Consider the following 21,916-nt stretch of genomic DNA (forward strand, 5'->3'; position numbering starts at 1 on the left):
TGTCTTATACTAAGACTGTAATCATTAAGAGACGAACCTCCTAAGGAAAGGATGACCATGTCCGAGATAATCATTGTGGATAGTGAAGAAACCGCTGGAAAGATTTATGCCCGTTTTGTGGCCGATTCCATCAAAAAAAAGCCCGATACTGTTCTCGGACTTGCTACCGGTTCCAGCCCTCTAACCGCCTATCACTGCCTTGCATCGGTAATCAAAGACGAGTGTATCGATATGGGGAGCGTGAAAGGGTTCGCACTGGACGAATACGTTGGTATTGCAGATAGTCACCCAGAATCATACAAAGCCACCATTGCTCGTACGGTCACGAAACCATTGGGGCTTAATCCTCAACTAGTCCATGTTCCAGATGGAAGCCTTGACGGTCTCAAAAATGCTGGATCTGATTATGAAAGAAAAATAATCGAGGCCGGAGGAATTGATATTCAACTTTTGGGAATTGGAGTTGATGGACATATCGGATTCAACGAACCCGGTTCATCACTATCTTCGACAACTCGGGTTAAAGCCCTCACCAGACAGACTCGTATAGATAATGCACGCTTTTTTGGAAATGACCCGAATGCGGTTCCTACGCATGCAATAACGCAGGGAATCGGAACCATCATGCGTGCAAAACATCTAATTTTATTAGCCTTCGGGCGGAATAAAGCTCATGCTGTCGCACAAGCTTGCGAGGGCGGCATCACATCTTCCTGCCCAGCCTCTGTTATTCAACTTCACCCCCATGCAACGATAATCCTTAATAACGCTGCGGCATCCGAGCTCCGCTACAAGGATTATTATCAGTTTTCATATGAACACAAGCCATCTTGGCAAACAATCTGAGTCGTACGAACTCATTTGCTTTTCACGCTGAAACGTAGGTACATCATGCTTTCATCTCAGGAGCAAGAAAAAATTTCTGAATTGATAAACCGAGCTGTACTCGGAACCGATACTTCGCTCTCTCGTAGGAGAGGGTCTTCCGATGAACCTTTAGCAATCTTTAACGCAGTTAAAATCGATGCAAATGGAATATCCCCATCGTTCTGGCTGTTAGCCGAGCAAGGGAAAATCGTCTTATGCGGACACGGAGACACCTTCCAAGAGGAGATTCATCACTATTATCATCAGCTTGCACCGTCTCAAGTTCCCAACGATGAAACAAAACTGAAAATGGTAGATGCTCAGGGATCAATACTTGTTCCAGGATATATCGATATACATTCACACGGAAGCTGGGGGCATAGTTTTGATGAGTCCAATATGAGTTCAATTCACCGTGCTCGTAATGGCCATTTGTACCATGGGACAACGAGACAGGTTTTGTCACTTGTTTCCGCCCCGATTCCTTCTATGCAAAAAAGTATCAGAACTATCTCTAATATAATGAAAAATCGGAATGATGTTCTCGGCTGTCATTTAGAGGGTCCCTTCATCTCCCCTCGCAAGAAAGGCGCCCACGACCTTACGTTCCTCAAATCGCCAACTCTAAGAAACGTGCAGCGATTGACGCATACTGATTCCCATGCAATCAGACAAATTACTCTTGCACCGGAATTGGATAATGGGATTGAGGCGATTGAAGATATTTCCAATTCAGGCATCATCCCCGCTTTAGGACATACTGATGCTGACTATGAGAAATCAGTCGAAGGAATCCAGCATGGGTCGAGGATCCTTACACATATCTATAACGCCATGAATCCCCTTCTTCATCGAGCCCCCGGCCCAATCGCCGCCGCAGTGGAGAACCGCCAGGTCTTTATCGAACTCATCAACGATGGATTCCATATCAAGAATTCAATGGTGTCGATCGCAATGAAATTAGCGCCTCACCGCATCGCATTCATCACGGATTCGATGGCCGCGGCTGATTGCGCGGACGGATTGTATTCCTTAGGGAAATCAGCTGTAACTGTGTACAACGGGCATGCATACATTTCAGGTACAAAAACAATCGCAGGGTCCACGCTCTTTCTTGATGAGGCTGTAGCCCGCGCAGTGTTCGATGAAGGCATCGAGCCGAAAGAGGCCGTGGAAGCTGCAACATTAACCCCAGCGAAAGCACTGGGTCTAGACTCTCCCAACTTAATAACGCATTATCCTCTAGGATTAATTCAACCTGGTTTTTCTTGTGATGTCCTGCTATTGAATAAGAGTGATTGGACAGTTAAATCCGTCTGGCTTGAGGGCATCCCCATTCGTTGATCATTTTCAAGATGCTCATGGATGTTGTAGAATTCCAGAAATTGAATTTATCCTTATGCGCCAATCGCCTTCGTGACCGTGCTTGGAATTATCCTCTTCCCCTCTTGATAAAATGGCAGTAACCGCAATACCTAACAGCAACACAAAATGACGTATATGCCAAAAAGAGCGAGGAAATAAAAAAGGGTGAGGCTGAAACCTCACCCTGCAAAAGCCAAAAGCTAATGCGGAGAATTCAAAATGGCAACCTCGCAATGTGAGCACCATTCTTACTTGGAATTATCCGGAATTCAGGATACATCACTTTTGATCGGCTTGCAAGTCCCCAGAATAACGCCATTGATCCCTGCACAGAGGGCGGCAAACGCGGCTATGGCGAGCGCGTTCCTGCCGATCAGACTCAAGCCAAAGCAGACCACCACAGAAGCGGCCATCAGCCAGCCTTTGCCGGCAGGCAGAGGACGCCGGGCTTGGTTATATCTGCGAGCCAGCCAAATCCCCAGGTAAAACAACCCTATCCCGCAGAAAAGATAGGAGACGGCCGCGAGGAGATTCGCCTCGCTTTCGCTGATGAAATTGAGGGAAACGGTCACCAGGCTGATTCCGAACAGGATAGGATAATGGAGGTAGATCAAGGCGTTGCCGGTCTCCCCCGTCCTGTCTTCATCGATCAGCTGGTCGAACTCGATCACATAGGAGACGAAGAGCAGGGCGACCACGGCGAAGACGAGCACGGACAGCGGGGAGAATTTCGAAGGCAGGAAATAAGCGGCGATCCCCACGATGGTCTCCCCGAAGGTGATGATGGTCAGCAGGGTCAGTCGTTCCAGCAGGTGGCTGAAGATGATCGGACACTGGCTGGTATATTTGCCGGTCAAGCCGGGCGCTATCCAGCTCAGGAGGATGCCGGTCAGGGCGATGATCAGGCCGGCCGCGGTATTGAGTATTCCGCCAACCAGAAGGATCAGGCTGCGGAAAAGCAGAATTCCGGAGAAGGTTAGGGCGATCTGCTTGTCATGCCGCTTCTTGGAGAGGATACAGGTTATGCCGTATTGGACGAAGAGGGTCAGGGACAGCAGGCCGGCGACCAGGAGGAAAGGCCGGTAATCGGCCACATCGGTGAAGCTGTTCGACAGGTAAAGCAGCAGACCGGCGTCGACGAAGTAGAAAAGGGCGTCAATCCACGATGACTTACCATATCGATTGGTGAAAAACTGTTTGGACCATCCAGGAATTGATGAAGACGATGACGACGATGGTGAAGGTGACCAAGGCCAGCGGGCTGATGACGCCCTCGTACAGGTGATGGATCAACTCGGTCGCCCGCGAAATCACATAGACGAAAACCAGGTCGTAAAAGAGCTCGAACAGCGTGACCTTTTTCGCGTACGGACCCTGACTTTTCGTGGAAGCCGGACGCCCGTCTGAAGCCGAGGTCATGGTTACCTCCCCCCTGGAGATGCTTGAGATATGAATGCTTTAGCCGATGCAGCGACTTACGCGATAGCCGATGCAGCTGCTGCCGTAATCAACGTAATCAATGCCACGACCAATACAACGACTCTAGATATAATACAGCTTTGGGCGCGATAGATCTGCGATAGCTCAGCGATAGACTGGCGGTAGCTGAGAGATAAGCGACAAGCGAGAGGACAAAGGCAGATAAGGAGACAAGGAGACAAGGAAACAAGGAAACAAGGAAACCCCCAGCTTGAGGACCGAGTGGCATCGGTCTCCTGGCTGAGCTGAGGGCTCTTTCTCGCTTCTTCGAGCAAGCTGTGGCGGACAGGGCGGGATTCGAACCCGCGGAGCTTTCGCTCGACGGTTTTCAAGACCGTTTCCTTCGACCGCTCGGACACCTGTCCAGTGTGCATGAGGAGGCTCATACGTCCATTCCCTATGCACAGGTTTCAATTATAGCTGAAAGAAAGCCATTGGCAGGCTGGCCGACACGCACGAACCGCGAACCACTATCTATGCCGGCTCACCGGAAGGCCTAGGCTTCCCAGCTGGTAGGTTCGATCACTTCCCGGCCGCCCATGTAAGGACGCAAGGCGGCGGGGATGACCACGGACCCATCCTTCTGCTGATGGTTCTCCAGGATGGCGACCAGCCAGCGGGTGGTGGCCAGGGTGCCATTCAAAGTGGAAACAGGCCGGGTGGAGCCGTCCTCGGTACGCTCGCGGATGTTCAGACGCCGGGCCTGATACTCGGTGCAGTTGGAGGTGGAAGTCAGCTCGCGGTAGCGTTCCTGCGTGGGGACCCAGGCCTCGCAATCGAACTTGCGGGCGGCGGAAGAACCCAGATCGCCGGCCGCGGTGTCGATGATGCGGTAAGGCACTTCGACCTTGCCCAGCATCTCCTGTTCCATGGCCAGCAGCTTCTGGTGCTGCTCGTAGGATTCCTCCTGCTTGCAGTAGACGAACATCTCCACCTTGTTGAACTGGTGGACGCGGATGATGCCCATGGTGTCTTTTCCGGCGGCGCCAGCCTCGCGGCGATAGCAGGAAGACCAGCCGGCGTACTTGAGCGGACCGTGGGACAGGTCCAGAATCTCATCCTCGTGCATGCCGGCCAAGGCCACTTCGGAGGTGCCGACCAGGTACTGCTCATCCGGTTCGCGCAGACGGTAGATCTCCTCCGCATGGGAGTTGAGGAAACCGGTTCCGGCCATGATTTCAGGGCGGACCAGGGTCGGGGTGGTCGCCATGATGAAGCCGTTCCGCTCGGCCTGGTCCACGCCCATGGTCAGCATGGCCAGCTCCAAGCGGGCGATGGCCCCCCGCAGGAAGTAGAAACGGGAACCAGAGACCTTGACGCCACGCTTCATGTCGATGCCGGCGACGCCTTCGCCCAGTTCCAGATGGTTCTTGGGCTCAAACCCTTCGGCTGCGAAATCTCGGATCTGGCCGACCTTCTTGACGACCACGTAATCATCTTCGCCGCCTTCGGGAGCCTCCGGCTCCACGATGTTGGACAGCTTCCACATGGCGGTGGTGTAATCCTCGGTCGCCTTATCAGCGGTCTCCTTGTATTCGGAGACCTTGGCGGCCAATTCCTTGGTCTGGGCGATGATGGCGGGGCGCTCCTCAGCCGAAGCTGCGGCCACGGCCTTGCCCATCTTCTTCTGTTCGGCCCGGGTGGATTCGAAATCGGCCAAGGCGTCACGACGCAGACGGTCGGCCTGGAGGACCTGGTCCACCAGGTCCGCGGATTCGCCCCGCTTGCGCTGGGATTCCTTCACGACTTCGGGGTTTTCACGGATGAATTGAATATCAAGCATGGTTACACAATAGCTGGAAACACAGACGGGGGACGGCCCCGGAGAACATCGGGGAACGCTGGAGAAAAGGAAGGGACTTCCGCCTCCACAGCGGCTCTTTGTGCGAAATCGTGAAATATTTTAGCGTTTCTCAGGAAAAAACAAAAAAATCCATAATAATATTACTTATGAGTCGTGGATGGATCATCGCCCTGCTGGTAGTGGCGGCACTGATATCGCTCGCCCTGCTGGTGGGCCTGATCGTCGGCCTGCGCCGGCGGCATCAAGTGGTGCAAGCCGAGCAGCGCTACGGAGATAAGGTGAATTACGCCTTCATCATCAACCCTTCCAAACCCCAAGCCGAAGAGACCCGCGCCTTCATCAAGAAATTCTGCCTTGACCATCACATCAGCGACATCATGTTCATCGACACCCAGCTGGATAAAGATGGCCGGGCCTGCGCCGAAGAAGCCCTGGCCCACGGGGCGGACGTGGTGGTGGCCTGCGGCGGCGACGGAACCGTGCGCACGGTGGCATCGGCCATATCCGGGACTTCGCACGCCTTCGGGATCGTCCCCATCGGCACCGGCAACCTCTTCGCCCGCAACATGGGCATTCCGGTCGACAACCTGGAGGCCGCCATGACCATCGCCACCTCCCACGGCTCGCGCCGGGTGGACATGGGACGTATGGCCCTTTTGGATTCCGACGACCCTGAGCACAAACATGGCTTCCTGATCATCGCCGGGGTGGGGTTCGACGCCCAGATGATCGACGACACCAATCCCGACCTGAAAAAAGCCATCAGCTGGATGGCCTACTTCTGGGGGGCGATCAGCCACCTGTTCGAGTCCCGCATCCACGGGTCGATCATCCTGCGGAAGGCCGATGGGTCCATCCACGAAACCAAAGGCGAGACCTTCCGCACCCTGATGGCCGGCAATTGCGGGCGCATCCCCGGCTTCACCCTCATGCCCGACGCCGCCTTCGACGACGGGCTGCTCGATTTCGAGACCCTGGACACGACCCACGGGCTGCTCGGCTGGTTCAACCTGGCCATCGACGTGATCCATCAGACGGTGACCCGCAAGGCTGAGCAAAGCCCGATCACCAAGCATTCCACGGTCAAGCAGTACCAGGCCCGCAGCGCCGAAATCATGCTGGAGAAGCCCGCCTTGGCCGAAGTGGATGGGGACCTTCTGGAGAAGACCCAGCATATCCGCTTCACCGTGGACCGCCAGGCCCTGACCGTCCGCGCCCCGCAAATCAATGTAGCCGGCCAGTCCGGGTCTCAGGAGGGTACCGGGAACCCGGGAGACCCTGAGACCCAGAGAGAGGGAAAGACCACCGGGGCGACTTCCCAATCAGCCAACCCGAGAACCAACGACCCTCGGACCACTGATTCCCGCGATAACGGTCCTCTGACCAGCAAAGAAGCCTCCACCCTCGGACAGGTGAGCCTTTAGACTGTCTTCGAAACCGAAAACGCGACTGGCGTCGCCGGTGACCGCTACCATCAGCGTCTGCTTGGCGTGGCACAATGGAGGGTATGGTTGCAAAAAATGCGGGCATGCCCGCCACCCCAGAAGATCTAATCAATGTGGATGAGGTTCTAGGAAAGTACTACGACCTTGTCCCCGACGTGAACGTGCCAGAAGAGCGTGTGATTTTCGGCACTTCCGGACACCGCGGCTCCAGCCTGAAGACCTCCTTCAATGAAGCCCATATCGTGGTGATCTCCCAGGCCATCGCCGAAAACCGCAAGGCCGCCGGCATCACCGGCCCCCTCTACTTGGGCCGCGACACCCATGCCTTGAGCCTGCCCGCTTGGAAGACCGCCATCGAAGTCCTGGTCGCCAACGGCGTGCGCGTGCGCATCGACTCCCGCGACGACTTCACCCCCACCCCCACCGTCTCCCATGCGATCCTGACACACAACCGGGCCGCTGACGGCACCCAGCGCTTCACCGGGGACGACTTGGCCGACGGCATCGTGGTCACCCCTTCGCATAATCCGCCCACCGACGGCGGTTTCAAGTACGACCCGCCGACCGGCGGCCCGGCCCCCGCCGAGACGACCAACGCCATCGCCGCCCGCGCCAACGAGCTCCTGCCGAACTGGAAGAACGTGGCCCGCGTGCCTTACGAGCAGGCCATCAAGTCCGACCTCATCAAGCGTTTCGACTACCGCGAGCATTACGTGGACGATCTGAAGAACATCATCGACCTCGACCTGATCAAGAACTCCGGCGTCCGCTTAGGCATCGACCCCTTGGGCGGAGCTTCCGTGCATTACTGGGAGCTGATCAACGAGAAGTACGGCCTCAACATCGGCCTGGTCAACCCCGAAGTGGACCCCCGCTGGTCCTTCATGACCATCGATCACGACGGCAAGATCCGCATGGACCCCTCCTCCCCCTACGCCATGAAGGGCCTGGTCGACCGGCTGAACGCCGGCGCCTGGGACCAGTATGACCTGGTGGGCGGGACCGACCCCGACGCCGACCGGCACGGGATCGTCTGCCCGGGCAGCGGGGTCATGAACCCCAACCATTACATCGCCGTCTGCGTGGAATACCTTTTCGGAGGCAACCGTCCTGATTGGCCCGCCGGGGCCGGCGTGGGCAAGACCCTGGTCTCCTCCTCCCTGATCGACCGCGTGGCAGCCTCCATCAACGCCAAGCTGGTGGAAGTCCCCGTCGGCTTCAAATGGTTCGTGGACCCGCTCTTCAACGGCGAGGTCGGCTTCGGCGGCGAGGAGAGCTCCGGCATGAGCTTCCTGCGTTTCAACGGCCGCGTCTGGACCACCGACAAGGACGGGATCATCCCCGACCTCTTGGCCGCCGAGATCACCGCCAAGACCGGCAAGAACCCCGGCCAGCTGCATGAAGAGCAGGTGGCCCGCTTCGGCCAGAGCTGGTACAAGCGCATCGATACGCCCACTACCCTAGAGCAGAAACAGAAGTTCGCCTCCTTGACCCCCGAGTCCATGACCGACACCACCCTTGGCGGCGAACCCATCGAGCAGAAGATGACCACCGCCCCCGGGAACGGCGCCCGCATCGGCGGCATCAAAGTGACCACCAAGAACAATTGGTTCGCCGCTCGGCCTTCCGGCACTGAGAACATCTACAAGGTCTATGCGGAGTCCTTCGATTCCGAGGAGACCTTGGACAAAGTGTTGGATGAGGCGACGGCCGTGGTCGACAAAGCCTTGGGCGAGTAGTCGCAGCCTCCGGTTCCGATAATTTCGAATTCAAAAGGATCCCCGTCAGGTTTCAGCTTCGGCTGAGCTTGGCGGGGATTTTTGAAGTAATCGGTGAAACAATCAATGAAGTAATCTCAGCACAGTAATCAGAAAGGCTGGCCCCGGGATTCCGGAGTCAGCCTTTATTCTGAATCGGCCTCGTTACTTCAGCTTTATCGCTGTATTCAGCCTTATCACTGTATTTTGTTGCTGATGCCTTATTTTGCCATCTAAGCTTTGCCGTCTAAGTCTTGCCGCTGCCTAGCAACGAGCGTCAAGCCGAGCGGCTTGGCAGGCCTAGTCGTCGAAGTCGAAATCACGACGGACGCGGCGACGAGGACGGGAGGTGCGCTCTTCACGAGCGGCACGGTACTCGTCGTAGTTCTCATCCTCCTCGAAGTGAGGAGCGCGACCATGGCCGGAGCGGCCACGGTCAGAGCGATCGGACCAGTCGGAACGACGGCTGCGGGACCCACGACCCCGGTCGGAACGGTAACCACGATCGTCGCGGTCATCGCGGTCGGACCTGTCGGAACGGTCATCCTCTTCGTAGCGAGGGTTACGACGATCGTCGGAACGACGGTCATCATCGTAACGGTCGGCACGGGAAGAGCGAGGACGGCGATCGGAGCGAGAAGGACGGTCGTCGAAATCGCGGTCGTCCTCGTCGAAACGGTCGGAGCGGGAACGGCGATCGTCACGATCTCCCCGATCCTCACGATCATAGCGGATGGAACGGCCCCGGTCACCCCGGTCACCCCGGTCACCCCGAGAAGAGCGGTCATCCCGACCGCCGCGAGGACCACGGTCATGGGAACCACGCCCGCCACGGTCACCACCGCGGGAGCCGCCATTGCCCTCTTCATTCTCGAAGCCGGGGATAGCCAAGGAGATCTTGCCCTTGTCGTCCACGCCCTGCACGACCACCTCAACGGTGTCGCCTTCGCGCAGCACGTCCTCCACGGCGTCAATGCGATCGCCGTTGGCCAGGTTGCGGATCTGGGAAATGTGCAGCAGACCATCGGTGCCAGGGGTCAGGTTGACGAAAGCGCCGAAGCTGGTGGTCTTCACGACCTTGCCCTGATACTTCTCGCCAGCCTCGGGGATGTGAGGATGGGTGATCTGGTCGATGATCTGGCGGGCGGCCTCGGCGGCCTCTCCCCCTTCGGAAGCGATGTAGACGGTTCCGTCATCCTCGATGCTGACCTCGGCTCCGGTCTTCTCCTGGATCTCGTTGATCATCTTGCCCTTGGGCCCGATGACTTCGCCGATCTTGTCCACGGGAACCTTGGTGGTGATGATGCGAGGAGCGTAAGGGCTCATCTCGTTGACGCCGTCGATGCACTCGTCGATCACTTCCAGGATGGTGGTGCGGGCCTCATAAGCCTGCTGCAAGGCGCCGGCCAGGATATCGGCGGGGATGCCGTCCAGCTTGGTGTCCAGCTGCAAGGCGGTGATGAACTCGGAAGTGCCGGCCACCTTGAAGTCCATGTCGCCGAAAGCGTCTTCAGCGCCCAGAATATCGGTCAGGGTCTTGTAGACCATCTGGCCGTCGACTTCGCCGGAGACCAGGCCCATGGCGATGCCGGCCACGGGGGCCTTCAGAGGAACGCCGGCGTCCAGCAGGGACATGGTGGAGGCGCAGACGGAGCCCATGGAGGTGGAACCGTTGGAACCGATGGCCTCGGAGACCTGACGGATGGCGTAAGGGAACTCTTCGCGAGAAGGCAGCACGGGGATCAGAGCACGCTCGGCCAAAGCCCCATGGCCGATTTCACGGCGCTTGGGAGAGCCAACGCGGCCGGTTTCGCCGGTGCTGTAAGGGGGCATCTCATAGTTATGCATATAGCGCTTGGTATCAGGACCGGACAGGGCGTCGGTGGTCTGCTCCATCTTGAGCATGTTCAAAGTGGTCACACCCAGGATCTGGGTCTCGCCACGCTGGAAGAGGGCGGAACCGTGAACGCGGGGCACCACGTCCACCTCGGCGGACAGGGTGCGGATATCGCTCAGGCCACGGCCATCGATGCGGTAATCCTGGGTCAGGATGCGGCGACGGACGATCTGACGCTGCAGTTCCTTGAAGGCGTTGCCGATTTCCTTCTCCTTCTCGGCGTCCTCCATGCCGGTGAACTCGGAGGTCAAAGTCTCCACCACGCCCTGCTTGATTTGGGAGATCCGATCCTGACGGGGAAGCTTCTCGGCGATGGACAGGGCCTCATCCAGGTCGGAATGGGCGATCTGGTCGATGCGGTTGTAAAGGTCCTCGGTGTACTCGGGGAAGAGGGGGAAGTCCTTGGTATCCTTGGCCGCCTGAGCCTTGAGCTCGTTCTGGGCCTGGCAGATGACCTTGATGAAAGGCTTGGCGGCCTCAAGGCCGCCGGCGACCACGACTTCATCAGGCTTGGTCATGCCTTCGTCGTAGATGAGCTTCCAGGCGTTCTTGCCGGCGCCGGCCTCGATCATGGCGATGGCCACATCACCGTTGTCAAGGACCCGGCCGGCCACGACCAGCTCGAAAACGGCGCGTTCACGCTCGGACCAGCTGGGGAAGGCCACCCACTGATCATCGATGAGGGCCAGGCGGACGCCGGAGACCGGTCCTTCGAAAGGCAGGCCGGAGATCATGGTGGAAGCCGAGGCGGCGTTCATGGCGATCATGTCATAAGAATCATCGGGGTTGATGGAAAGGATGGTCTCCACAACCTGAACCTCATTGCGCAGGGTATGAGGGAAAAGGGGGCGCAAAGGACGATCGATGATCCGGCAGGCCAGGATGGCCTCGGACGAAGGACGGCCTTCGCGACGGAAGAAGGAGCCGGGAATCTTGCCGGCCGCGTACATCTTCTCCTCCACGTCCACGGTCAAGGGGAAGAAATCGAAGTTCTCCTTGGGGCTGCTACCAGCGGTGGTGGTAGACAGGACCATGGAATCATTATCAAGGTAAGCCGCTACCGCCCCATCGGCTTGCTGGGCGAGACGACCTGTCTCGAAGCGCAGAACGCGCTTGCCAAAGGAGCCGTTGTCGATGACGGCTTCCACTGCTTTAATATCGGGACCCTCCATGGGTTCCTCCTTTATTTTTCTATCAACCTCATTCGCAAGACCCTCTTGCGAATCATCAGCGGCCCGGGGACTTTGGAGGCGGATCCGTGAGCGATCCGCGTTCGGGAGTCCTTGATGAAGGGCCTTAATCAAAAAGAGCCCAGGCTAGGAACCTGGGCCGAAAATTTTTTAGTGACGAAGCTCGAGGCGCTCGATCAGGCTGCGGTAACGATTGATATCCTTGCCTTTGAGATAATCGAGCATACGACGACGTTCACCGACCATCAGAAGCAGACCGCGATTGGAATGGAAATCGTGCTTGTGCTGCTTCATGTGGGTGGTCAAGTTGTTGATACGGGCGGTCAAGAGAGCGACCTGAACTTCAGGGGAACCAGTGTCACCCTCATGGGTCGCGTACTGGGAAATGATCTCTTGCTTTTCTGCATTGCTGAGTGCCACAGTGGCCTCCTTGATTCGTTGCGCGGTGCTCCGACCCGATGCCGAAGCGCTCTTTATCCGCGGGCGATCCTCACGCCGAAGAGCAACTCTACCATCAGGTCCCTATAAAAGGACGACTGAGCGGACCACGGCGGGGCGGAAAGGAAAGACTGACGAAAAACAGGCCCTGGCGGGCGGAAAACCCGAAAGAGCCTGTCGAAAAAGGTCCGGTGAAAAGGCCAGCCGGAAAACTATCAGCCGAAAAGTTCAGGGCCGGTCAGCCAATCCCCTCTTCAACCGCGTGAGCCCTGGAACCGGCGGTCGGAGCCTGCTGGGCGAGCAGCTCCTTGATGTCGGCCAAGAGCTCGGTCTGCTTCATTTCGTTGTCCAGCTCCTCTTCCTCTTCGTCCTTCTTATTGCGGTTGAGCAAGGCGGTCAGCTTGTTCATGGGCAGAACGATGCAGAAGTAGACCACAAGGGCGATGATGAGGAAGTTGATGATGGACCCGACGAAAAGGCCGAACCTGATCGGGGAATTATTGAGGGTGACGACCCAGACGTGCTTCATATCCGGCATCTTGAAGATGGCGGCGATGAGGGGCTGGATCACGCTCGTGACCAGGCTGTTGACGATGGCGGTGACGGCGGAGCCCATGACGAAGGCGACGGCCATCTCCACCATGTTTCCGCGGGAGATGAATTCCTTGAATCCTTTGAACATTATGATTTCCTTCTCGGTCGAAACAGGAAGCAGCACCGGTCCGATGCCGCGATGGATTCCTTCATTTTATGCATAGGGATGGGCAAAAGGAGGTCAGTAGACGACCATGGACACGATTCCCCCCAAGTAACAGATGAGCAGGACCAGGACTTCGACCAGGAAAAGGAAGAGCAAAGCCATCCATGACCGGGTGAGGATATTCAAAGACGAAGTCTTCTTCACGGCCAAAAGAAGGATCAGATAGATGATGAGGAAAAGGGCCAGCCCCGCCCCGGAGGCGAAGACCCCGATGTTGAGGGCGTTGGCGTAACCGGCCGCGCGCCCGTAGACGACGGCGGTGGCATGCCAGAAGCCGGTCTTGACTAGGCCGATTCCGCACAGGAACTGCTGGAGGCTGAAAGCCAGCAAGGTGATGATCCCCCACAAGGTCCTCTTGGAATCCGCCAGAAGCATGCCGGTGGCCATGAAGGTCAAGGTGGTGATGGCCCAGGAGAGCAAGGCCCCACTGGAGGGGTCGTAGGCGGAGACGAGACGGATGAGGCTGGAGGTCTTCTCCAGGGCCAGATGACGGCCGAGGCCATAAGGGAGGGTCAAGGCCAAGATGGTCAGGATGACGAAGACGCCGATGCGCACCGGGTGGGACTGCCTTTTTTGCACGTCGGCCACCGAGAGGTTGGATTTCTCGGCCGATTCCACCAATTCATCTTGCTCTGGCGCGCTGTTCATGACCTCTAGCCTAGCAGCGAGTCACGCCACGGCGGCGACGTCGATAATTCCAGAGCCTATGTATAATGAATCTTGTTCCTGATGGCTTGGTGACTCGCCTGCGGAAACATCGCGAACGTAGCTCAATGGTAGAGCCTCAGTCTTCCAAACTGATTACGCGGGTTCGATTCCCGTCGTTCGCTCCACACCTGCCTCCCGAATGGCGCCTTCCCCATTTTTGCGGGTCTTGGCAAGAATCGACAAGCGAGGTGGCGGATGCATCCTGAAAAGAAAGAAGCCGATTCGCAGGCGGACCTTCGCCTGTCCCCTCCCTCCCGTTTCTTCCGTCTGGCCTGGATCGTCCTGCGCTGGATCCTCGTTTCCTTGGTCTGCCTGTGGCTGGCCTTCTGCACGGCCGTCGGCCCCCTCTACCGGAAGGACTCCACCATCGCCGCCTTCTCTTGGCCAAACGCGGTCATCCTCATCGTGACTTTCCTAATCTACCTTGGCCTGGTCGGGCTCATGGTCTCCCTCAGCCTGAGGGAATCAAGGACCAGGGCCTTCCTGCGGACCCTGGGGTCGAAGCTCCTCCGCCTCCTCCAACAGGCCGGTCGCCTGGCGGCCAAGGCCTTGCTCCCGATCGGCCGCAAAATCCGAAGCCGGTTCCCTGTGATAAATAAGGGGGATAAAGGGAATAGGAGGAACAAGAAAAAAGAGGAGGGAAGCAAGGAGAAGAGGCGGATCTTCTGCCAAAAGATGAAGGTCTGGTCCGTGAGACACACCCAGTCCCCCTGGCAGATCGCCCTGGTCATCGGCTTGTTCTGGGGAGTCTTCCTCTTCTTCATCCCCTCCGTCTTCAGCGCCGACGCCATCTCCCAATGGACGGAAGTCAACCGCTGGATGTGGTTCCTGCACGGGGGGCGGCCCTCCTACTCCGATTCCTTCAACATCGCGGACATCTACCCCATCGCCCATTATCTATGGCCGACCACCTCCACCTACCTGACCAATCAACACAACATCGTCCTCACCCTCATCACCGGTTTCCTGGTGGAGATGTCCTCCCGCTGGACCGGCTCCTTGGATTGGGGGCTGATCGCCGCCTCCGTGCTCCAGGCCCTCTTCGCCCTCTTCTGCGTCTGCGTCACCCTTCCCCGCTTCTTCCGTTATTGCCGCCCCCGCCGGGTCTACCGGGATCCAAAAGGAGCAGGCCGTCAACAGGAGATCAGGCAGGAGGCCGGCCCCTGGATTCGCCTGATCGTCCTCCTCTTCTTCGCCCTGAACCCCCTGGCCGTCTTCAGCATGGGGGCCCTGACCAAATCCCCGGTCTTCGCTTACGCCTTCCTTTGGTGGTTCGGCATCTGGTATCAGATCCTCTCCACCCCGAACAGCCGGAAAATAAGCCCCCGCACGATCATCGGCCTTTTCGTCAGCTCCCTGGCTATGCTGGTCAGCGCCAAATACGCCGTCTACATCATCGCCGCCCAGATCGTCCTGATCCTCATCTGCGACCGGACCCGGTGGAGGGTCTGGCTGATCGGGCTCATGGCTCCCCTGCTCATCTTCCAAATCGGCCTCAACGTGGCCATCAGCACCGGGTCCATCATTAACGGGGACCCCATCGAAAGCCGCGGGGTGCAGGTGCAGCAGATCGCCCGGGTCATGAAGCTGGACCCGCTCAACATCTCCCCTGAAACCAAACAGGAGCTCCAGCCGATCTTCAACCTCTATGCCATGGGAAACACCTACTTCCCCAACGACGCCGACCGGGTCAAGTCATCCGGCAGCGACAGCAAGGTGGAGACCTACAAGTGGAAGACGGTCACGGCTAAGGACATGGAGAAGTTCAACCATGCTTGGCTGGCTTTGGGCAGGCGGAACCCGGTCATTTACACCGACGCCATGCTGGCCAAGATATATGGCTATTTCGACGTCAACGACAAACCTTACACCTCCGTCTCCTACTACCTCAGCACCCCCCAGCTGGACACACAGACGGAATGGCTGAAATCCTGGTTCCCCTGGATGCGCAAGGGCTTGCGAGACCTGACCGATGACCTGCAGGACCTGCCTCTGATCGGCTGGATCATCCGGGGGAATTTCTATGTGGTGGCGGCCCTCCTGCTCATGGGGGCCGAGCTCATCCTGCGGCGGTGGAAGCACCTTCTGCGGCAATTCCCCCTCCTCCTGCTCATGGGGGTGATGATGCTCTCGCCGGCCAACAATTTCGACCGCCACATGCTCCCGGTGGCCTTCGTCTTCCTCCTCATGGCCATCGAGTTCTGCCACGAAACCAGGCGGCATCGGGCCAGGACCCGCCGCTCCTACCTTATGTGAGGCGTAGGCCGCCTTGTGTGATCGGCATGCTTGATTATGCTTGCCCGGCCTGGTCATGCGTAGCGTAGACCGCCTTCCCAGCGGTACCATCTTGGGCGCTTCCGGAAGCCGGCCTTAAACCAGATGCCAGGAAAGACGATGATAAGGACTGGGCCCTTGCTCTTTGATCGCCTCTCGATGCTCGGCGGAACCGTAGCCCTTGTTCTTCCGCCAAGCGTAAGCCTCCCATTCAGGATGCCGGTCGGCCAAATCTACCATATACCGGTCCCGGGTGACCTTGGCTATCACCGAGGCCCCGGCCACGCAGGCGCAGCGCCGGTCCCCCTTGACCACGGTGGTCACGGTCATGTCGTCCGGGTCGATGCGGGCCTGAGGGGCCAGCAAAGACCGGAAGGCGGGGCTGATGTAGTCATAGGGCCCATCCAGGATGACCGCCACCCTGTCCCCGGCCCCGATCAAGCCGAAGACGGCCTGGTCGATGGCCTGGATGGCCGCCGCCCCTAAAGCCTCCATGATTCCGTAAGAATCAATTCCCCTGTTGTCGCAGGAACCCACGGCCGTCCCCGCCGCCCATGCGCGAAGAGGGTCAAGGAGGGATTCGCGTTTTTTCGGGGTCAGGAGCTTGGAGTCTTTGAGACCAGCCGGGATGGGCAAGAGGGGGATGTCTTCGGCCCGGAAAAGGCAGGCCCCAACCATGACCGGCCCGGCCAGACAGCCCCGGCCGACCTCATCGCAACCGATGATCCACTGTGGCCGACGGTCGTCCGCTTCCTGGAGCAAGGCTTCCTCCACCTGCCAGGAAGGAGAAGAATCGTCCCGACCCTGCCGGGGCCGCAAAAGCCGGGAGCGAGGTCCTTGGGCGTCCATTCAGAGGCGCTTCCACTGGGAGGCCGGCCAAATCACCGCCACGGCCACCCCTACGACCGAAGACATGGGGACCAGACCCTGATTGCCGTCGTTGGCATGATAGCGGGAATCGGCCGAGTTCGGCCGGTTGTCCCCCATGACGAAAAGGTTGCCGGGACTGACCCGAACCCGGAAGGCGAAGTCGCTGGGGTTGGCCCCCGCCTTCAGATACCGGCTTTCGTCCAAGGCCTTGCCGTTGACCATGACCGGCTGCCCGCCTCCGGCGCATTCCACCAAGTCGCCGGGCAGCCCGATGATCCTTTTGATCAGGTAGCCGTTCTGTTTCTGACCCCCGTTCACCTTGGAAAGCAAGCCGTTCAAGCCGCCCTGGCCCTGCATGTCTTGGTCGGCCGAAAGCCACTGATGGGTATCGTGGAAGACGATGATCTCCCCCCTCGCCAGGGAGCTCGGCCGCCGGCGGAGCTTGTTGACCAGAACGCGGGAGCCGACCGGCAAGGTGTCCTCCATGGAAGACGAGGGGATGATGAATTGGTCGGCGACGAACAGACGGATTCCGATGAGGATGACGGCGATGATGACGATCATGACCAAGGTGTCCCTGACGGAAGCCATAGTCTGGGCCCGTTTGGACGCGGTCTTGCCGTACTGGGGGATGATGTAGCCGCCGGAGCTGGAGTTGGCTTGGGGGTCATAGTCCCGGGAATAGGCTGAGCGGGGGATCCTCCGGCCTTGGGCGTGCAAAGGCCACCCTGCGCCTGATGGTCTGGTGGGCGTCCACTCTTCGCGGGCGTCGTTCTGTCCGTCATCCTGATTTTGGCTCATAAGCATCCCCGTTATGACAATATCATGACAATGATTATTTGAATTATAGAGAGAGGAGGGGGAATGCCCTCTGGCGTCCCCTTTCCACAGTATGGACAAGCGATGAAGTTTGAAGTTAAGTTATGAAGTCAGAGCTATGGAGTTTTGAAATCTGAAGTTATGGAGGGAGCGGGCCGGACCGGGGAGATAAGCGGGTAATGGCCGGTTATGACCGGGGTTATAAAAAAGTCCCAGGAGAAAACGTCCTGGGACCGGCTCGATGAAGGCTAAGCGACCTTCTGAGTGTTATTGCGACGCTCCACAATGCGGGCGGCCTTACCGCGCAGGTTGCGCAGGTAATAAAGCTTGGCGCGACGCACGCGACCACGGCGGACGAGTTCGATGGACTCGATGACCGGGGAATGCAGAGGGAAGCGACGCTCGACGCCGACGCCGAAGCTGATCTTGCGGACCAAGAAGGTCTCGCGGTAGCCCTTGCCCTGACGGCCGATGACCACGCCCTGGAAGGCCTGGATACGGGAGTTGTTGCCTTCCTGGATCTTGACGTTCACCTTGACGGTGTCACCGGGGCGGAAATCGGGGACTTCCGGGGCGTCCTGCAGACGCTTTGCTTCGAACTGTTCGAGAGCGTTCATGTTCTATCCTCCATCGCCGCCGCATATCAACGATTGAATTTTTTCTCAGCTTGCGGTTTGCCTCAAGCTTCCAGCCGGTCCGGACGGCCGTGACCATCCTGGACCCAAGGGAGACGGCCCTATGCGGCAGACCGAATCCGACAGATACAGACCCACATTATACACGCGGGGGTGAGAATACCCGCTCCCGTGTGGAATCTGGCCGAAGCCGTCTGATTTACTTCTACTTGTTGTCTATTTGTCCACTCTGCCTACCGTGATCGCCTATTTGGCCTCGTGGTAGGACTTTTCGGTGTTGACGCTCCAAACGTTCTTCTTGGAGGTCTTGCCGGACTTGATGTTGCTGACGGCCTCGATGGAAGTGCCCATGGAGTGGTCCTGGTTGTTGTAACGGTGCTGGCCGTTACGACCCACGCAATAGAGGTTGCCGAAGGAATCCAAGTACTCGATCAGCTGGTCGATGTCCTGATAGGTGTCGAAATAGGCCGGATAAGCCTTGGGAACGCGCTCGCGGTGGGAATCAAGGACGTCCTTCTTGCCATTGATCACCTTCATACGGGTCAGTTCCTTGATGGCCAGGTCCGTGGCTTCCTCATCGGTCAGGTTCCAGAAGTCATCGCCTTCGTCGCAGAAGTATTCCATGCCAATCCAGACGGTGCCATCAGGATCGTTGACCAGGTAGGGGCTCCAGTTGTTGAAGATCTGGAAGCGACCGACCTTGTAGCCGGGATCCTGCACGTAAATCCAGTTATCGGGGACGATGGGAGGATGGCCCAAAGTCGGTATGCTGGTGGTGTTGCGGATGCGCAGCTTCTTGACCAGGAGACCGATGGTGACGAAATCGCGGTAAGGCAGGCCGTAGGCGATCTGCTTCATGTCTTCGGGGGCCTTGACATTGGCGTTGTCGATGGCCTGGACCAGATTCTTGAGCGGCATGGAGGAGATGAAGACGTCGGCGTCCAAGGTATGCTCGGCACCAGTCTCGTCCTGATAGACCACGGAGGAGATCTTGCCGGCTTCCTGGTTGATCTTGGTCACCATGGCGTTGATCAGCACCGTGACTCCCTTATCGGTGGCCTTCTTCTCCACTACTTCCCACAGCTGACCGGGACCGAGCTTGGGATACCAGAATTCCTCGATCAGGGAGGTCTCCACCTTGGAATTGTCGGTCTTGTGCTTGGGCATGAGCTTGAGGAAGGCGTTCTTGAGCACGTTCATGATGCTCAGGCCTTTGACCCGCTGGGCGCCCCAATCGGCGGAAATCTCGGAGGGGTGACGGCCCCAGAGCTTCTCCGTATAGTCCTCAAAAAACATGGAGTAAAGCTTGCGGCCGAAACGGTTGATATAGAAGTTCTCCAGATTGTCTTCCGGCAGCTTGTGGAAGACGGAAGCCAGGTAGGAGAAGCCTACCTGCATGGCGATCTTGGGACCCATGGCCTTGAGGGTGTCAGCGCTCAAAGTGACTGGGTAATCCAGGAAGTGCTGGTTCCAGAAGATGCGGGACACGCGGTGGCGCTTGAGCATGACCTCGTCGGTCTTCTCGGGGTCGGGGCCGCCGGGTTCCAGGTCGTGATGCCGGCCCAACTTCTTATCGTCATAAGAGGGGGCGCCTTGCAGGGGAAGGATCTCCTTCCACCACTGCATGATGCGGTCGTCTTTGGAGAAGAAACGATGGCCGCCGATATCCATACGGTTGCCGTTATGCTTGACGGTGCGGGAAATCCCGCCGAATTCCTTCGTCGCTTCCAAAAGGGTCACATCGTAAGCCTGGGAATCATCCTTGACGAGTTCCCATGCCGCCGTCAGACCAGCGGGGCCGCCACCGATGATGACCACTTTCTTTTTCTCTGCCACATTTCCTCCCTTACGGAATCTGAAAAGCAGTAATAAACTTAATAATTCTACCGAGAGAGGCCAACAAGGGAGGATCAGGAGGCGGGAAAGGCGAGCCGGATCCCAGCTGCCTTTAGATTCCGGCGGGGATGGTGGGAGGCATGTCGATGTCGGACTTCTGGATCTCCTCCACGTTCACGTCTTTGAAAGTGACGATGCGCACGCTTTTGACGAAACGGGAAGGCCGGTAGACGTCCCAGACCCAGGCGTCGGTCAGCTTCACGTCGAAATAGACGTCCTGCCCGGCGGAGCGGACGTTGAAGTCCACCCGGTTGGCCAGGTAGAAACGGCGCTCCGTCTCCACCACGTAAGTGAAGAGTTTGATGACGTCGCGGTATTCGTGGTAGAGGGAGAGTTCGGCTTCCGTCTCGTACCGATCCAGGTCTTCAGCGCTCATGTCCGCCTCCTGCTTCTGGGCTCGTCCTGTCAGATGTCCGACTTTTCTTCGTCGCCTTCTGGCGACCCCCTCCCCTCTCAATCTCAGGCTATCTCAAGTCAGCCTAAGCCCTCTCAGGCCGACTCATGCCAGATTAGGCCAGTCTAAGCCTCTCAGTCCGCGTCTTTCCTGGCCTCCGGCTTCTCCTCCGGTTTGCGGCCCCGGCCCAGCTTGCGCCACCAGGGGGTCTTCTCCGGTGTCTTCTCTTCGGCCTCGTTGGGCAGGAAGCCGGCGGGAATCTCTTGGGCGATCTCCTCGGCCACGGCCTCCTCCTCCCGATCCCGCTTGTCGGTCTTGGCCTGGGCCGGATGGTGGGCCGAAGAAGCGGAAGGATCGAAGTCCTCCTGCGTCCGGTCCAGGGAGAAATCTCCATCCATATGGTTCCACTGTTTGCGGGGGGACCCGGATTCGGACTCCCCCTCATCGAAAGTGATGTCTGCCACGGACTTGATGAAGGAATCCTTCTTATGCATCTGAACCGAATGTTCATGCATGGCCATGGCTTCGTTGATGCCCGGGTTGGTCATGATCGGCCTCATGCCGAAGGCTTCCAAAGAGCCGATGGGATCGAACTCGTCCGCCAAAGTGCCCAGGACCTCCAAGTCCTGATACCGCTGGTTCTCCTGGTCCCAGAGGGCGTCCCGGGAATCCCCTTCAGACGTGAAGCCCAAGGATTTGTAGACGGTGGAAGAGCGGCTGTTGCTCTGCGGGACCGCCACCCAGATGCGATGCAGGCCCAATCCGGCCGGCCGGGGGGCGAAACCGTAAGTCATGACCCGGGGCATGGCGTCGCGGGAGAAGCCACGGGAGCGGTAATCCCTCCCCAGCAAGACCTGGATGCGGGCCGACGAGGCCCAGGCGTCGATGTCGACCAGGAAGATCATGCCAATGAAGGCCTCGGAAAGGGGCTGGCCATCCGGCTGATCGTCATCGACCGCGGAAGTGAACATGGACCAGGCGATCAGGCCGCGAGCCTCGGGGTCGTCGAAGCTTTTCTCCGTGCGGAGGTTGCCTTCCGACCAGGCCAAAGACCGGGAGACCCAGGCGTGCACCGTGTCCCGCTCGGCCTTTTCGCTTTTTCCGGTGATGACAGCCGAGTCATGGAAGGCGTCCAAGCCGTCCAGACGGAGGCAATCCTCCCAGGTGGCGGGCCGAAGGACCAGCATCTCGCCTTCGATCTCAGGGATGGCGATGGTGGTCGGGAGCTTGCGCCCCTCGTCCGCCTCGCCCTTGTCGGGACGAATGTCAGTGAATCCAGGTTGAGACTCAGTCATCGGTACTTCCTTGATCGTCATCG

General features: G+C 58.2%; 18 protein-coding genes and 2 tRNA genes. 6 read left to right on the plus strand and 14 right to left on the minus strand.

The features are described from left to right. Positions 1-57 precede the first annotated feature (57 nt). Positions 58-846 (plus strand): glucosamine-6-phosphate deaminase, encoded by a 789-nt coding sequence (nagB, locus tag PSDT_RS08110; protein WP_006289001.1) that lies wholly within the window; start codon positions 58-60, stop codon positions 844-846. Positions 847-891: 45 nt separating this feature from the next. Next, on the plus strand, positions 892-2,211 hold the full coding sequence (gene nagA / locus PSDT_RS05155; protein ID WP_006289000.1) for an N-acetylglucosamine-6-phosphate deacetylase: 1,320 nt from the start codon (positions 892-894) through the stop codon (positions 2,209-2,211). Between the two features lie 290 nt (positions 2,212-2,501). Here nagA and PSDT_RS07920 read toward each other — a convergent pair whose 3' ends face one another. From PSDT_RS07920 to serS, 4 genes are all read right to left on the minus strand, one after another. After that, entirely contained in the window at positions 2,502-3,518 is a 1,017-nt protein-coding gene (locus PSDT_RS07920; RefSeq protein ID WP_197540486.1) for a low temperature requirement protein A, read from the minus strand. Further along, positions 3,403-3,651, minus strand: coding sequence for a low temperature requirement protein A (locus PSDT_RS08425; protein WP_006290306.1), 249 nt, complete (start codon positions 3,649-3,651; stop codon positions 3,403-3,405). The genes PSDT_RS07920 and PSDT_RS08425 overlap by 116 nt, the downstream gene beginning before the upstream one ends. 339 nt (positions 3,652-3,990) lie before the next feature. Further along, positions 3,991-4,076: transfer RNA gene (locus tag PSDT_RS05165), tRNA-Ser, on the minus strand. Between the two features lie 131 nt (positions 4,077-4,207). Next, positions 4,208-5,494, minus strand: coding sequence for a serine--tRNA ligase (serS, locus tag PSDT_RS05170; protein WP_006288999.1), 1,287 nt, complete (start codon positions 5,492-5,494; stop codon positions 4,208-4,210). 167 nt (positions 5,495-5,661) lie between these two features. Between serS and PSDT_RS05175 the strand changes: the two genes are divergently transcribed. Both PSDT_RS05175 and pgm read left to right on the plus strand, forming a co-directional pair. Then, positions 5,662-6,939 carry a diacylglycerol/lipid kinase family protein gene (locus tag PSDT_RS05175; protein ID WP_036737397.1) on the plus strand — a complete coding sequence of 426 codons (1,278 nt, stop codon included), beginning with the start codon at positions 5,662-5,664 and terminating at the stop codon, positions 6,937-6,939. A gap of 83 nt (positions 6,940-7,022) precedes the next feature. Then, positions 7,023-8,699: a phosphoglucomutase (alpha-D-glucose-1,6-bisphosphate-dependent) gene (gene pgm / locus PSDT_RS05180; protein ID WP_036737396.1), complete on the plus strand. Its 1,677-nt coding sequence runs from the start codon at positions 7,023-7,025 to the stop codon at positions 8,697-8,699. Between the two features lie 318 nt (positions 8,700-9,017). Here pgm and PSDT_RS05185 read toward each other — a convergent pair whose 3' ends face one another. From PSDT_RS05185 to PSDT_RS05200, 4 genes are all read right to left on the minus strand, one after another. Next, entirely contained in the window at positions 9,018-11,786 is a 2,769-nt protein-coding gene (locus PSDT_RS05185) for a polyribonucleotide nucleotidyltransferase (protein WP_006288996.1), read from the minus strand. A 168-nt stretch (positions 11,787-11,954) separates the two neighbouring features. Continuing rightward, the gene (rpsO, locus tag PSDT_RS05190) at positions 11,955-12,224 is read right to left on the minus strand and encodes a 30S ribosomal protein S15 (RefSeq protein ID WP_006288995.1); all 270 of its coding nucleotides are present in this window, start codon (positions 12,222-12,224) and stop codon (positions 11,955-11,957) included. Positions 12,225-12,480: 256 nt separating this feature from the next. After that, positions 12,481-12,924 (minus strand): large conductance mechanosensitive channel protein MscL, encoded by a 444-nt coding sequence (gene mscL, locus PSDT_RS05195; protein ID WP_006291834.1) that lies wholly within the window; start codon positions 12,922-12,924, stop codon positions 12,481-12,483. Positions 12,925-13,017: 93 nt separating this feature from the next. Then, complete coding sequence (locus PSDT_RS05200) at positions 13,018-13,650, minus strand: hypothetical protein (RefSeq protein ID WP_006288993.1); 633 nt, start codon at positions 13,648-13,650, stop codon at positions 13,018-13,020. Between the two features lie 111 nt (positions 13,651-13,761). On the opposite strand from PSDT_RS05200, the gene PSDT_RS05205 reads away from it, so the two are divergent. Both PSDT_RS05205 and PSDT_RS05210 read left to right on the plus strand, forming a co-directional pair. Beyond that, positions 13,762-13,835 (plus strand) — tRNA-Gly (locus PSDT_RS05205). Positions 13,836-13,905: 70 nt separating this feature from the next. Then, positions 13,906-15,966, plus strand: coding sequence for a DUF6020 family protein (locus PSDT_RS05210; RefSeq protein ID WP_006288992.1), 2,061 nt, complete (start codon positions 13,906-13,908; stop codon positions 15,964-15,966). A gap of 114 nt (positions 15,967-16,080) precedes the next feature. Here PSDT_RS05210 and PSDT_RS05215 read toward each other — a convergent pair whose 3' ends face one another. From PSDT_RS05215 to PSDT_RS05240, 6 genes are all read right to left on the minus strand, one after another. Then, on the minus strand, positions 16,081-16,833 hold the full coding sequence (locus PSDT_RS05215; RefSeq protein WP_006290302.1) for a ribonuclease HII: 753 nt from the start codon (positions 16,831-16,833) through the stop codon (positions 16,081-16,083). Further along, positions 16,834-17,655, minus strand: a complete 822-nt coding sequence (lepB, locus tag PSDT_RS05220) for a signal peptidase I (protein ID WP_223293552.1) — start codon at positions 17,653-17,655, stop codon at positions 16,834-16,836. It abuts the gene before it with no gap. A gap of 266 nt (positions 17,656-17,921) precedes the next feature. Next, the gene (gene rplS / locus PSDT_RS05225) at positions 17,922-18,290 is read right to left on the minus strand and encodes a 50S ribosomal protein L19 (protein WP_006288987.1); all 369 of its coding nucleotides are present in this window, start codon (positions 18,288-18,290) and stop codon (positions 17,922-17,924) included. A 264-nt stretch (positions 18,291-18,554) separates the two neighbouring features. After that, on the minus strand, positions 18,555-20,144 hold the full coding sequence (locus PSDT_RS05230) for an NAD(P)/FAD-dependent oxidoreductase (protein WP_006288985.1): 1,590 nt from the start codon (positions 20,142-20,144) through the stop codon (positions 18,555-18,557). A 112-nt stretch (positions 20,145-20,256) separates the two neighbouring features. Continuing rightward, entirely contained in the window at positions 20,257-20,580 is a 324-nt protein-coding gene (locus PSDT_RS05235; RefSeq protein WP_006288984.1) for a DUF2469 domain-containing protein, read from the minus strand. Positions 20,581-20,732: 152 nt separating this feature from the next. Further along, complete coding sequence (locus tag PSDT_RS05240; protein WP_006288982.1) at positions 20,733-21,893, minus strand: GNAT family N-acetyltransferase; 1,161 nt, start codon at positions 21,891-21,893, stop codon at positions 20,733-20,735. Positions 21,894-21,916: the final 23 nt, after the last annotated feature.

The organism is Parascardovia denticolens DSM 10105 = JCM 12538 (assembly GCF_001042675.1).
GTDB classification, from domain to species: domain Bacteria; phylum Actinomycetota; class Actinomycetes; order Actinomycetales; family Bifidobacteriaceae; genus Scardovia; species Scardovia denticolens.

What these genes read in the sequence shown, in the direction of transcription:
- PSDT_RS08425 (WP_006290306.1), bottom strand. Translation starts at nt 3,651, where the DNA reads ATGACCTCGGCTTCAGACGGGCGTCCGGCTTCCACGAAAAGTCAGGGT.
- PSDT_RS05175 (WP_036737397.1), top strand. Translation starts at nt 5,662, where the DNA reads ATGAGTCGTGGATGGATCATCGCCCTGCTGGTAGTGGCGGCACTGATA.
- rplS (WP_006288987.1), bottom strand. Translation starts at nt 18,290, where the DNA reads ATGAACGCTCTCGAACAGTTCGAAGCAAAGCGTCTGCAGGACGCCCCG.
- nagA (WP_006289000.1), top strand. Translation starts at nt 892, where the DNA reads ATGCTTTCATCTCAGGAGCAAGAAAAAATTTCTGAATTGATAAACCGA.
- PSDT_RS05200 (WP_006288993.1), bottom strand. Translation starts at nt 13,650, where the DNA reads ATGAACAGCGCGCCAGAGCAAGATGAATTGGTGGAATCGGCCGAGAAA.
- PSDT_RS05185 (WP_006288996.1), bottom strand. Translation starts at nt 11,786, where the DNA reads ATGGAGGGTCCCGATATTAAAGCAGTGGAAGCCGTCATCGACAACGGC.
- PSDT_RS05215 (WP_006290302.1), bottom strand. Translation starts at nt 16,833, where the DNA reads ATGGACGCCCAAGGACCTCGCTCCCGGCTTTTGCGGCCCCGGCAGGGT.
- PSDT_RS05240 (WP_006288982.1), bottom strand. Translation starts at nt 21,893, where the DNA reads ATGACTGAGTCTCAACCTGGATTCACTGACATTCGTCCCGACAAGGGC.
- PSDT_RS05210 (WP_006288992.1), top strand. Translation starts at nt 13,906, where the DNA reads ATGCATCCTGAAAAGAAAGAAGCCGATTCGCAGGCGGACCTTCGCCTG.
- lepB (WP_223293552.1), bottom strand. Translation starts at nt 17,655, where the DNA reads ATGAGCCAAAATCAGGATGACGGACAGAACGACGCCCGCGAAGAGTGG.
- serS (WP_006288999.1), bottom strand. Translation starts at nt 5,494, where the DNA reads ATGCTTGATATTCAATTCATCCGTGAAAACCCCGAAGTCGTGAAGGAA.
- mscL (WP_006291834.1), bottom strand. Translation starts at nt 12,924, where the DNA reads ATGTTCAAAGGATTCAAGGAATTCATCTCCCGCGGAAACATGGTGGAG.
- PSDT_RS05235 (WP_006288984.1), bottom strand. Translation starts at nt 20,580, where the DNA reads ATGAGCGCTGAAGACCTGGATCGGTACGAGACGGAAGCCGAACTCTCC.
- pgm (WP_036737396.1), top strand. Translation starts at nt 7,023, where the DNA reads ATGGTTGCAAAAAATGCGGGCATGCCCGCCACCCCAGAAGATCTAATC.
- nagB (WP_006289001.1), top strand. Translation starts at nt 58, where the DNA reads ATGTCCGAGATAATCATTGTGGATAGTGAAGAAACCGCTGGAAAGATT.